Origin of the sequence: Parapedobacter indicus (assembly GCF_900113765.1) — a bacterium.
In the GTDB taxonomy this organism is placed as follows: domain Bacteria; phylum Bacteroidota; class Bacteroidia; order Sphingobacteriales; family Sphingobacteriaceae; genus Parapedobacter; species Parapedobacter indicus.
In genome coordinates this window covers 1-12,800 of sequence record NZ_FOQO01000016.1, presented here as the reverse complement: position 1 = coordinate 12,800, position 12,800 = coordinate 1, and the positions used below count along the sequence as shown (strand labels likewise).

Below are 12,800 nucleotides of genomic sequence, written 5' to 3'. Positions count from 1 at the left end.
AATGATCGATTACAATGGCCTCGATAAACACTTCAAAACAGGCAGGACTGTTAGTTAGCACCCTGCTGCTATCTTCATTCCTTGGATTCGGTCAAACACTCAAAGGTATCGTCGGGGACGCAGAAACTCGGGAACCGCTATGCTATGCGACCGTCTCCATCATTGGACAGAATCAACGGGTCGTCACCCGAAGTGACGGAACGTTTACATTGGATATTTCCCGGTCAGGCGCCTCAGATAGCATCACGGTTTCCTATATCGGATATCAAACGACGGTATATGCGTTAGAGATCTAGACGTCACGACCAATCACCTGCTGCAACTTCGTCCGTTGGTCTATACCATCGAACCGGTCATTGTTACCGCGAGGGAACGGAAAACCCGGGCAATCGGTTTTACCAAACCGGATAGCCGACGAACGGGTTGGGGGGATTTCTCCAGTAGCCGCGGCCGAATGCGTGGCGTGGTTATCCGTGACGTAGATCGTTCCAACCCCATCAAATCGTTCGTATTCCGTATCCGGAACAACGAATGGGACAGCGTAGCATTCCGGTTAGATCTGCTGCCATTTAAAGACGGCAAACCGGGCAGCTCCCTTCTACCCGAGAACATCGTTGTCCATACCGGTGCGAAGAACAAATGGATCACCGTCGATCTTGCGCAATACGGCATCACCCACTGCGGTGACTTGCTGGCAACCTTGGAAGGGGTAGATGCATGGGGCACTACGGGTGAATCCAGCAATGTACTCACGCTAGCCATGGTCAAGGGAACTGGAACGATTTTCACCAAAGAGGCCGGTGAATACGAAGGGAAATTGCAGGAAAGACAGCGGGACCGATCCTCACTTGGCAGAACGCAGGTTATTGTAGTTTCCTAACCACCTCCAGGGGCAACTCAAGAACATCGGCGATAATAGCATCCTCAAAGCCGCTCTGTTTCATTTTTTGAGCCGATCTCAGCTTCTCAGTATAGGCTTTAGCGCGCTCTTTTTCTGCACCCTTGACTTGCCCCCTCTTATAAAATGGGTCTTTTTCTTCCTTAAAAAATGATGCTGCTTTCAACATAGCTACCTCCAATCGTGGTGTAAATTTACGTAATTGAATCAATATCCGCAACTGCATCAGCCGGTTTTCCTTGATGCTTACCGGCTCGGGCAGCTTATCAATCGTTCTGACGATGTCCTCGGTAAGGCCAAATGGATCTGTTCCCTTTAAATCACCCAGTAACGCCAACATCTTAACCTCCGGCTGCTCGGCCCCAATAAACAAATCATAAGACAAATCTGAAAATGACAGTAACGTATACTGGAAATTAAAGTTGGGCAACTCCAACCGGTCGGACATCGCCAATGGATCTGGCCCGACATAAAGGACATATTGCCTGATGGGTAACTCATGTATCTGGTGCAACAGGATCCAGTAATCGGCCATCTGCACTGCCATTTTAGGATTATTCTGAGTCTGTATCTCAATCTGCAGGATAAAAACATTGCCGTTGCTGTCCCTCACCTTGCGCAAGGTATCGGTTTCCTTTTGCCGAGTAATCTGCAGTTTATCTTTCAGTTCGGTATATTCCACGATATCCAACCCGAGAACCTTTTCCACTAACACCATCAGGAAAACAGGCGATATCTCGCGAAACAGTTTATCGTAGATAGCGGCTTCGGTTATCTTATTCTTTTCGTTAGGCATGGGCCAAACATAATAAATACAACAGAGAATAGCTAAATAAATTAGCTTTTTAGGATTACGTAATGAATGAGAGGAACGGCTCAAAAACTGACAACAAAACCGACAACAGAAAATTAAAAAACCGGCCCTATTTGCTAGAGACGGCTTTCGTTGTAGCGTTGAAGCGAAGCCCAGTCCGCTACGGGCTGGAGTCTTCGCACGGGTCCAAACACATGCTCTTTCTGCATAACCGCAACAGGTATCCAGCAAGCTTTCTACAGCCTTTGTCCATTTACTACCCCGTGGATAATCCGTATTCGAGGTGTGAGCTGATTTACGTCAGTGCCCGGCTTTGTATGCCTGATCTGCTCCCAAAGGCCTGGGTATAAGCACAATAAACACCGCCCCCAGCAATGCAACTCCGATCAATACCGAAAACCCTACGGTATACCCTACACTTTCATTGTATAATGCACCCAGGAGAACCGGGAAAATTGCCTCCGCGACCCCATCGGCTACAAGAATAATCCCCATCGTCCTGCCAAGTGCCTTCAAGCCGAACAAATCACCGGCCATCAAGGGAATGATCATGTAATCGCCACCAAGCCCGATACCGAAAATAATCGCGAAAATATAGATGCGTCCTGGAAATTCCGGGACCAAGAGCAGCGGGATCGATCCCATGACAACGAGGTATATCAGTAACATGACATACTTTCGGTTAATTAGATCGGCCAACCAGCCCATCATGACCCGGCCGATCAAGCTCGACAGCAACACAAACGACATCACATTTGCGGCCTCCTGTTGCGAATAGTTCAGATCACTCAAATAGAGCTTGATATGTTGACCTATGCCGCCTACGACCCCGATTGAGCACATACTACCGATGGCCAGCAGGTAAAAATTGCGGCTTCTGAGAATCTGCCGCATGGAGCCACCATCCACTTTTCGCTCAACCGCCGGCACAGGCATTTCCCGTTTGTCTTTGATAAAATAGGAAAAAATAAAGACCATCAGAAACCCGAGTATCCCCAAAATAGCCAGTGCCAAATGCCAATCATACCGCTGTTCAAGTCTGGCTGCGAGCAAAGGCGCTAATGCACCACCGGCGCCTATACCTAAATAGGCGATGCCCATCGCCTTGCCTCTATTTTTATTAAACCACCTGGAAATCAACACTTGGCACGGCAGAGGCCCTCCAAAAACATAACCTAGTGCATTAAATACGTAAAAGAGATAAAACATTTCCAGGGAGCTGGAATAGCTAATCCCGATCAATGCAATGGCCAACATCAAAGCGCCTGTCATCATCAGCTGCCTGGGCCCATATCGATCGATCAACCAGCCCGCAAAAAAACCAAACAACGGGGCCACAACCAGTTTGCCAACAGCGTTACCCGATGTGATGACGGTTCTGGACCAACCGCGCTCTTCCATAATGAAATCAAAAAAGAACGGCAAGCCATAGAATCCAAATCCTACAACGGCAAAGAGCGCCAAAAACGCGGTAATAAGGATGTACCTTTTTGAACTTCTCAGTCCTGGTTCCATCGGGTTCAATTGAATGCTGTTATCCATTTTCTTGGGTTTTATGAATGACCTACAACCGGGGGATGTTCATCCCTCCGTCAACCATTATGACTTGCCCCGTCGTATAGGGAAAATAGCCGGTAGCCAGCGCCGCAACCGCTTTTCCCACATCGTCTGGCATCCCCCACCTGGGCAGTACGCAAAGACCTTCTGCGATCAACTTATCGTACTTTTCCGTTACTTTTGCGGTCATATCTGTAGCGACGATCCCCGGGCGAACCTCATATACCGGTATATAGTATTCGCCCAATCGCGCCGCAAACAGTTGCGTGGCCATACTCATGCCTGCTTTGCCTACGCAATACTCCCCCCTATTTGTGGATACGACCGTAGCCGAAATGGAAGAGATGTTGATAATTGCCGCTTCGAAACCGGCATCCGCCGATTTTTGTTCAATCATCCAGTTTGCGGCAGCCTGCGATAAAAAGTACGGACCGGTCAGATTCGTCCGTAATACATAATCGAAACTCTCTTCCGTGGCTTCCAAAATATCTTTCCGCTCCTTCGGTGCCACCCCGGCGTTGTTCACCAGCACATTCAGCCGCCCAAAATGTGTCTTTACCTGGTCCATAATTTCGCGCCGGGCCTGCGCGTCACCCACATCACCCCGGCAATACATCACATCGGCACCCAGTTGCCGCAATGCTTCAAGCGATGTTGCGGCCTTTTCTTCTTCCCGCATACCGTTGATGGCCAGATCGAATCCAGCCCCGGCGAGAGATCGCGCGATACCCAGTCCAATTCCCCTGGACCCACCGGTTATCAATGCTACCTTTTTCATAATTCCGGAACTTCAACCCAAGCCCGCTTCTCCCAGCTTTCGATTCCCTTTTCGGCGAGCTGGATCCCTTTCGCACCTTCTTTCATATCCCATGGGAAGGGTTCATCCAGCACGACGTGCTTCAGGAAAAGTTCCCATTGTACTTTAAACGCGTTGTCATAGGTCTCCTGATCGGGGACCTTGGACCATCCTTCATAGAAGTTAATCGGTTGCGGAATGTCGGGATTCCATACCGGCTTGGGCGTATTGCCGTAGTGCTGCACATAGCACTCCCGTAACCCCGCCACTGCCGACCCCTTGGTGCCGTCAATCTGCAGGGTGAGCAGGTCGTCCCTTCTTACTCTGACGGTCCACGATGAATTGAAATGCGCGATGACATCGCCTTCCAGCTCGAATGTGGCATACGCCGAATCGTCGGCCGTACACGCATAGGTATTCCCCTGTTCATCCACCCGTTCTTTGATATGGGTTGCGCCCAGACAGGAAACCGCTTTTACCTTTCCGAAAATATTGTCCAGCACATACCGCCAATGGCAGAGCATATCCACGATAATGCCGCCGTCGTCTTCTTTACGGTAATTCCACGAAGGCCGCTGGGCAGGAATGGTATCCCCTTCAAACACCCAATAACCGAACTCTCCCCGGACGGAAAGAATTTTCCCAAAGAAACCGCTTTCGATCAACCGCTTTACTTTCCTGAGACCCGGCAACCACAGTTTGTCCTGCACCACGCCATTTTTTACGCCGGCTTTCTTGCATAGCTCAAATAGCTCCAAGGCAGTGGCCGTGTCGGTTGCCATTGGCTTTTCACAATAAATGTGTTTACCGGCCTGTACGGCCTTCCGGATGGCTTCTGCGCGGCGCCCGGTTGTCTGGGCATCGAAATAAACGGTATAACTTTCATCCTGGAGCACGGCATCCAGATCCGTGGATATTTTAGTAATCCCTGACCGTTTGCTCAGTTCCTCCAGCTTGGCTTGATTCCTTCCCACCAGCACCGCGTCGGGCATAATGGTATCACCATTAGCCAGCTTCACGCCGCCTTGCTTGATTAGCTCAACAATGCTTCGCATTAAATGCTGGTTGGTGCCCATACGGCCCGTCACACCATTCATAATAATTCCTACACGATGTTTCATATACTTTAACTCAACTTTGATAATAGCTTTTTACAATTCTTTTTAAAAACTCATGCTGATCCCCCGACCACAATCGATCGGAAAAAATTTCCACTTCGTTATAGCCACGGAATCCCGCAGCTTCTGCCCACCCGCGGATTTTACGGATGGGAATACAACCTTCACCCATAAGTCCGCGGTCGTTTAAAAAATCAACTGTCGGGCTCATCCAGTCGCAGATGTGGAAAGCAAACAGGTTATTGTTACGGCCACACCGCATGAGCTGCTGCTCGAGATCGGGGTCCCACCAGATGTGATAGACGTCCGCCGCTACACCAACATATTCCGAATCAATTGCTTCGGCCATGTCATTAGCCTGTGCCAGGGTGTTCACAGCCGACCGCGTATCGGCATACATCGGATGCAGGGGTTCGATGGCTAATTTGACGCCGCTTTCGATCGCATGCGGCAAAAGGGTTTCGATTCCGGCTTGGATCTGCTGTCTCGACACTTCCAACGGCTGTCCCGGATCCGCCCCACAAACCAACACAATCATCGGAGCACCCAACGCCGCAGCCTCATCAATCGCCTTTTTATTAGCTGCCAATGCTTTATTTCTCGCATCCAGCGAAGTCGAAGCGAAAAACCCACCTCTCACGAGGGATACGATCTCCAGGCCGTGCGCACGGAGCATTTCCCCCGTGCCCGCAATATTCCGTCCATCCAGGTACTGCCGCCATACCGAAATCCCTTTTACGCCGACCTTGCTATAGTTTTCGGCCGCTTCCTCGATCGACCAATGCTTCGTGGTTATCGTATGGATACATAGTTTATTGAGGTCTACGATCTTCCCCGCACTCATAACACGCCATTATAAAATGTATAATAAGGTTTATTTTCGATCACTCGCTGCACGTAGAGTGCGACCTCGCGGGCATGGTAGTCGCCCCACATGCTGGATTCGCCGCAGGCAATCTTCTGGCCCGCTGGGATGTGGTCCCATCCATTCGGCTGATGGTAAATGGAGTGGAGAATAATGCCTTGGTGATCGGGGTCAGTGCTCAAATAGGGTTCTGCCAGCAACGACCGTAAAACCGTCAGTCCCGCCTGCCAATATTTCGTACCCTTTTCCTGCTCACCTTTGTTCTTCAAGTAATTGCCCAACCTGAGTAATCCCTGTGCCCCAATAGCAGCAGCCGAGCTATCCACCGGCTCAAAGTCGTTGTAAGGATTGGCCGGAACAGAAAGGTAATCGCCAAGTTTATGCAGGTTGGGTGCACCGGTGTCCCAATACGGGATACCGTCTATAGGTGTATGTTCAATATAGAAATCACAGGTCGCCTCCGCAGCCCTGCGCATAAATTGCGCAACTCCCTCCCGGCTTCCGTAAGCCGCCAAGTCCTCGTCGGAAACCGTATCGAGGAACTCCAGCTGTTCGGCGAATCCGACCATCGCCCACGCAAGGCCCCTTGTCCAGGTAGAAAAACCGGTATACCCTTGCTGCGCGTTGGGACTGCGGAAATTCCCATCGTTGGTATTGAAGATGCTTTCGTGGGCGGTCCGGCCCCAAAGATCGTAACGATCCCGGCCCTCACCATAAAAAACTGAGTAATCTGCGGTGGCCCGGGCATGCTGCAAGGCACGGACCAACAGATTTACTTTCACGTCATTTTCCTGTTGCAGTACATGTCCGAGTTTATGACTAAGCATCAGAATCCGGATGGTACGCATGGTATCCACAAAAAGGGAATGTGGACCATTGAAGGAATAAATGAATCCACCGTTTTTGATCGGTGTCCACCTGCTGGCCTGGACCGCACCGGACACTTTCAGCGCCAGCTCATAAAAATTCTTCTCCCATTCATTGAACGGGGTCTTTCCTTCCACCATTAACCGAAGCAGGTTGCCATAGGTACTGACATTATTGAACCCGTGGTCGTGCACACCGGTATGACTTACATGCGGAGCCATGAGCGCTAATGTCTTTGTCCGCCCCTTTTCAAGAAATTCGTCGCCTCCCGTAGCGTCAAATTGGAGGATGGAAGACCCGAACTGGAACCCCTGGGTCCATTCCGTCCAACCGCGGGTGGTATATTTACCTTCAACAGTAAATACGGGCGTCCCTTTTCCGAGCTCATACTCCCTTTCGATAGCGCTGATTTTTTCACCCGAAAGCTCCCAAAATCGCTGTAACTGACCCGATAAATCAACCGGCATGAGGTTAAAATCGATCCTAATCATTCAATAATTTTTTTTGCGTTTAATGTTAATAATTAGCTTTATAGCATTCAAATATATCGTTCACCCGGAAGGTGGGTAAGCACTTTTCGAATTAAAACTGGTACTTTTTGTTTAGTTCGGCTTACCCATACTATTACTAAGCTTCTTGCCAAAGCTTACGAATCGCCAACAGATCGCTTTTCATCGCGTCAAATACTTTTTCCTGCCCGATGGTCAATTGTTTCGCGCCCGACTCGGCCCCGCCCAACGGGTATTCCATGTGCAACGACGCCGGTACCTGTATATTGAAGTCTTTCAACATTCGGAAATACTTTTTAAAATCAACCATTCCCTCCCCAATCGGTGTGCTAACGGGACGCCATTGCCCACTCTGCTGTTCGACCCATTTGAAATCTTTTAACACGATCGTTTTGATATGGGGATGGATTAACCGCAGGCCATTTACCCAAGATAGACCTCCTTCTGCAACGGCATGGCGAACGTCATACTGCACCCCCAAGCTGTCGTGATCTGCATGCCGCAGGATCTCCCACAGTTCCCACAATGAGGCCCCCATCATCAATCCGGCGTGGTTCTGGTAGCATCCGACAATACCCAGCTTTCGATTCAATTCGCTTAGTTTTTTCGCACGATCCTGGAAAAAAGCGATCGACTCGGGCACAGGTTCATCCTTAAGGTATTGGAAATAGTTTGTCCGGTAAAAGCGAATGCCGAGACCGGCTGCCACTTCTAAAACGTTACGTCCCACGGCATCGGCTGGATCTGCCATGGCCGTAGCGATCATCTTGGCTTTCAAACCTGCTTGATGAATTGCTTTGACCGCTTTCGGTAAGTCTACAGACACATTTTCCGGCTCCACATGTCCGCTGGGCCGCACGGTGAGATCCACGCCGTCAAAACCTACTTTTGCAGCAAACTCCGCCATGCGCTGATGGTCGAGAAAATGTAGGCTCTTTGAAAAAATATGCACTTCCAATGCGTTTTCTGCCTTTTTTCCGTTTGCCGGACCACCTGGATATAAACCGGTTGAGACCGCCGGCAATACGGCTGCTGCAACTGCGGCTTGCTTCATAAAGCTTCTGCGTGACAAGAGTCGGGGCTGTTTACGATGTGACATATGCGATCAATTATAAGGTTTTAATATATAACACCAGCGATTCGACATCGCTCTCGGAGAGCATTCCTAAATAGGAAGGCATCTCGGCATCGTATCCTTTTACAATTTTTTTAGCGGGCGTTAGAATGGATTCACGGATATAATCCGCGTCGGCCTTTCCCGATGTGCCGTCTTCAAACCGGCGCTCCGATAGGAAGAGATCCTTGAAGGGCGGGCCGTAAAATCCGTCGGTCTTGACACCGGTGGAATGACAACCTGCGCATGCCACCGCTTTGAAAAGTTGGGCGCCTTTTTCTTCGGAAGGACGCTCGTCAGCGGTTCTCCCTGAACGATCCGCAGCCAGGTTTATCGACAAATCGATCGGCTGGTTAAACCCTTCTCCGGTCAGATCGATTTCGTCCACCTCGTTCACGGTAAACCAAAAGCCATCTTCCAACACGGCTCCATCCGCCGACCGAAGGTTATACAGCACCTCCATTTGCATCACCTGCTCCATCTTGGGTACAACCAGCAAAACCGCCTTACGGTCGGCAGAGAGGTGTGATGAAAATACGGGCATCGATTCCTCTCCCGGCGTACCGTCTAGCTTGAAATGGCCTGACCCGTATTCCTTTGTACGTTTGTAATTCCATCTCTTGACTTGGAAACTCAACGGATCCTTAGCTACTGCCGAATCCAACTCCACACCAAATCGCAGTACAATTCCCTGCGCACCTGCCTTGAACCGCTCAGGCAAATAGAACGGCAAGCCGGTATACCTCAACCGGACAAAAGCCGCTATACCTTGGGAGCTTGAACCCCATAAATTAAATCCGGTTATGTACAGTTGGCCGTCGGCCGGGTTTATGGTACCTTTTTGTGTAGGAGCCGGATAATTTGCGCGCAAAAACGAAACTCCTCCCTGGTGTGCGTTTGAGGTCGTATCGATGAGTACCCTGAACAAGCCGGGGCGCGCAAATGAGAAATGGATCATCTGTTCATCCAACGGCCCCATCTTTCCACCCGTAATCCATGTCTGACTGTTACCCGAGCGATCTACACGGTGCGGAATCCAGGTAAGCGGGGATTTGATGGTTGCCTGATGCGCCTCGGGCGTGGTAGGGAAACCGAAGTAGTCCCCCTTTTCCACCAACAGCAAGGGAGTAGAGGGCACGTAATTGCCCTGCTGATCCGAAGCCGATAGCGTACCTTTCGTTGGGTGAATACCGATATAGGGTCCCCTCAAACCCGTCGCCACGGTCTCCACATGCCGCCCATCTGCCGATATCTTGAGTATGGTGCCTCGCTGCGAAGAGCCGCCAATTCCCCCCTTTGCAACGTAGAATCCGCCCCCCGGCGCCAACACCATATCCGCCGCCCATTCACGCGAGTGGAGCGATTGCTCCATTTCGTTGCAGAAATTTTCATAAAAATCTGCCACGCCATCATCGTTCAAATCATGCAACCGCACAATCCCTTCTTTCCCGAAGACGTAAACCGTACCGTCCACCACCTCGATGCTCATCGGTTCGTACAGCCCCGAGGCAAACCGGCGCCATTTCAGACGCTCCAGGTTCTTGTCTATTCCTTCTACGATCCAAACATCACCCGAAAACGTAACGACAGCGGCACGCTTGCCGTCAAAAAAAGCTGCATCAGCGACCCGTACGTTCCGTTTCCAGGGATTAGGTAGCGGAAGCGTCAATATATCCGTAACGTATGCGGCCGTATCGGGTGACAACGCACCCTGCGTATAAACGGTTTCCGTCCAGTAAGCCGGTCCACCACGACCGAAATCTGGCATTTCGATTTTGGCTTTGCTAAATAGCTCCAGAAAAGCGTCCTTTTTTGCTACCGGCCCATTCCACATCAACACGGTAGCCTCAATGGGAGCATCGGTCGGTGGGAAACGTACTGTAATGTATTTATTGTCGACGATCGACGGCCTCAAGCCTTCCGCATGATTGGTTACTACTCCGATTGCAGTAACGGTGTCCCGCGCCTCTCCATGATAAATATACAGGACGGAGCCCGTTACTTCGGTATCCAATTCATTCCCGACTTCGGCAACATTGAGATACAATGCGTGTTGCAATCCATCTAATGCGAACGTCCTTGAAAAGGCAGTTTCGGTTCCGAAACGCGTACTGCTTGGATATTCCAGAATATTTGTCGTTCCAATCGTATAAGATAGTCCGATATCGTCTCCTTTAAGATAGAGGCCATTCCACCTGCCGAACTGCTCGGGTAACGGCCCGTATCGATAGGAATCCGCCTCGCCGATCGGATTCCTCGGGTCGCGAAAATTCGGTGTATCAATCGTCCACCCAGCGTACTCACCCGTAGCTATTTTAGGCGTACCCAAAATTGACGGGATCTGATCACCTTTATTGAAAAAATCGTCATACGAAATTTGGGACATGGTTACCATGGGCAAGAACTCACCGTCCCAAGCCACCGACCATCGCAGTAAATCCATATCGAACCCTACGTAGGCACTGTCACCCAGGTTGATTGACAACGTCCTGGCGGAGCGGTTGCGCTCCGGGAAACCCGGCCCCAACTTGTCGGAATTTAGCGGTCCCGTGATAAAGGGAAATCCCGCCTCGACAAATGGGCCGATTTCGGCCGTCTCGAAATCATTGGTCGTAATAGCCTGATGCCGCTCTCCGCAACCAGTCTGCATGAAGAACAATGCTGCCCACCAAAAAAGCCGTTTATGTACGCTAGCCATTTCTTTTTCCGAATTTACATGTCAAATTCGTAGCAAAGTGCTATAAAATGCTGTTAAGTTTATGAATCAGTTATTGTTCCAGAACAATTGCCACGATTTTTTGATCGATGAGCAATTTACCGAATCGGATTCAAAATTACCGATCTCCACCAAGATGGCTAGCATTTTTTTAATTAATACTGGTACTTTTCGTTTAGCTCCTTTTTGAATTGGGAGGGGCTTTTACCGGTTTTCTTTTTAAATGTGCGCGTGAAATAAGAAGGGTCTGCATAGTTTAAGCTGAAAGCGATTTCCTTGTTGGAAAGATCGGTGTAAATCAACAGACGTTTGGCTTGCAAGATGAGTCTGTCGACAATAATCTCCGCCGCTGTCTTTCCGATTATTTTTTTCACGGCTCTATTGAGGATCGCCGGCGATATCCCCATCATTTCTGCATAATCCTGAATCAAGAGGTGCTCCATGAATTTTTTCTCCACGAGCATATTGAACTGTTGAACGTGGGCGAAATAAGAAGTACCTATATGTTGCTTCTCTGCAAATTTCCACATGTAGTGCCGCTTGCATTTCAGCAGCAGTAGTTGCAGATACGCTCGTAAAATTTCACTGGTTGACTGTTGTTCGAGATCACTCTCTTTCTTCATTTGACGTACGAGCAGCAGGATTTCATCAAACGCTTGTCCGTCTAAATCCAGAACGGGCAGCATGGTCGGGTTGTTAAAAAATGGAAAATAAAAGAGCGGATTTTCCTGGCGGGAAGTCCCCAATGGGAAAAACTCACTTGAAAAGACGATCAAATAACCATGATAATCTTTATCTCTAAAAATACGATGTACCTGACCCGGGGAAAGAAAATGAACGCTATTGGACAAAATTGGATACGTATTAAAATCAATCTCGTGTTTGCCCGCTTCATTCATAAAAAGGCAAACTTCGTAATAACTATGCCGATGCGGCCGATCCGTTTTGTGCGGATAGCGCTTATTGGCTATTTCACCACCTTTGACCTCATAGATTTGAAAATCCTGAAGAATTGTACTTCCCGGCAGTTCATACGTTTTGATGCGGTCGATCATTTGTATTCATCATAAACTCACAGGTTTGGAATATAATTAGTAAATCCAACGATGAAGATACAAACGTAACTGATATATACAATGGGAAATCAATCCTTTTTTGGAAAAGAGATTCGTTCTCATAGCACCCTTTCTTTCTGCAAGCGAAAACCGGGTTGGTCTTATGATCCGAATGCATGAATCAACCTATCGACTCTATTTCGGATTTATTTCCATGATTCCGCCATTGTAAGTATGGTAGTCTTTCCATACTGTTTTAGAATTAGTAAATCCGGATCACCGGTAATGAGATAATCTGCAGCACCGTCTTTGCTTAATGCTAGCAAATAATTATCTTTGGCATCCCTACTCGCTGCCACATCACTCTTAATTTCCACCGATGAAAGAATAGGTAATACCCGTTGTGCGGTTTGAGGAAGTTATAGTTTATGGCAGTTAAATTAACAAATAAGTTGTGCACTATACTGAAATTCAGTATATTAGAAAAGTTT

At 49.0% G+C, this 12,800-nt stretch carries 12 protein-coding genes; 2 read left to right on the top strand and 10 right to left on the bottom strand.

The window, feature by feature from the left end; genetic code table 11:
- The first annotated feature begins 14 nt into the window (after positions 1–14).
- Together BMZ56_RS24395 and BMZ56_RS24390 are read left to right on the top strand one after the other, a co-directional pair.
- A complete protein-coding gene (locus BMZ56_RS24395) occupies positions 15–296 on the top strand; it encodes a carboxypeptidase-like regulatory domain-containing protein (RefSeq protein WP_090632264.1) in 282 nt (93 codons plus the stop codon).
- Positions 297–331: 35 nt separating this feature from the next.
- Positions 332–880, top strand: a complete 549-nt coding sequence (locus BMZ56_RS24390; protein ID WP_090632261.1) for a hypothetical protein — start codon at positions 332–334, stop codon at positions 878–880.
- On the opposite strand, the gene BMZ56_RS24385 is transcribed toward BMZ56_RS24390, so the two are convergent.
- The 10 genes from BMZ56_RS24385 to BMZ56_RS24340 all read right to left on the bottom strand — a co-directional run bounded on the left by BMZ56_RS24385 (position 864) and on the right by BMZ56_RS24340 (position 12,686).
- The gene (locus tag BMZ56_RS24385) at positions 864–1,694 is read right to left on the bottom strand and encodes an RpnC/YadD family protein (RefSeq protein ID WP_090632259.1); all 831 of its coding nucleotides are present in this window, start codon (positions 1,692–1,694) and stop codon (positions 864–866) included. The genes BMZ56_RS24390 and BMZ56_RS24385 overlap by 17 nt on opposite strands.
- 318 nt (positions 1,695–2,012) lie before the next feature.
- Entirely contained in the window at positions 2,013–3,254 is a 1,242-nt protein-coding gene (locus BMZ56_RS24380) for an MFS transporter (RefSeq protein WP_090632256.1), read from the bottom strand.
- Positions 3,255–3,276: 22 nt separating this feature from the next.
- Positions 3,277–4,047 (bottom strand): 3-ketoacyl-ACP reductase, encoded by a 771-nt coding sequence (locus tag BMZ56_RS24375; protein WP_090632254.1) that lies wholly within the window; start codon positions 4,045–4,047, stop codon positions 3,277–3,279.
- Positions 4,044–5,186, bottom strand: a complete 1,143-nt coding sequence (locus tag BMZ56_RS24370) for a Gfo/Idh/MocA family protein (RefSeq protein WP_090632251.1) — start codon at positions 5,184–5,186, stop codon at positions 4,044–4,046. The genes BMZ56_RS24375 and BMZ56_RS24370 overlap by 4 nt, the downstream gene beginning before the upstream one ends.
- A gap of 10 nt (positions 5,187–5,196) precedes the next feature.
- Entirely contained in the window at positions 5,197–6,027 is an 831-nt protein-coding gene (locus tag BMZ56_RS24365; protein WP_090632249.1) for a sugar phosphate isomerase/epimerase family protein, read from the bottom strand.
- Positions 6,024–7,406, bottom strand: coding sequence for a glycoside hydrolase family 88 protein (locus BMZ56_RS24360; protein WP_090632247.1), 1,383 nt, complete (start codon positions 7,404–7,406; stop codon positions 6,024–6,026). Before BMZ56_RS24360 ends, BMZ56_RS24365 begins: the two co-directional genes overlap by 4 nt.
- A gap of 136 nt (positions 7,407–7,542) precedes the next feature.
- Positions 7,543–8,523, bottom strand: a complete 981-nt coding sequence (locus BMZ56_RS24355) for a sugar phosphate isomerase/epimerase family protein (RefSeq protein WP_090632245.1) — start codon at positions 8,521–8,523, stop codon at positions 7,543–7,545.
- Between the two features lie 10 nt (positions 8,524–8,533).
- Positions 8,534–11,236, bottom strand: a complete 2,703-nt coding sequence (locus BMZ56_RS24350; protein ID WP_090632244.1) for a DUF6797 domain-containing protein — start codon at positions 11,234–11,236, stop codon at positions 8,534–8,536.
- Between the two features lie 173 nt (positions 11,237–11,409).
- Positions 11,410–12,309, bottom strand: coding sequence for a helix-turn-helix domain-containing protein (locus BMZ56_RS24345; RefSeq protein ID WP_090632240.1), 900 nt, complete (start codon positions 12,307–12,309; stop codon positions 11,410–11,412).
- A 206-nt stretch (positions 12,310–12,515) separates the two neighbouring features.
- On the bottom strand, positions 12,516–12,686 hold the full coding sequence (locus tag BMZ56_RS24340) for a putative toxin-antitoxin system toxin component, PIN family (protein ID WP_256213868.1): 171 nt from the start codon (positions 12,684–12,686) through the stop codon (positions 12,516–12,518).
- Positions 12,687–12,800 lie beyond the last annotated feature (114 nt).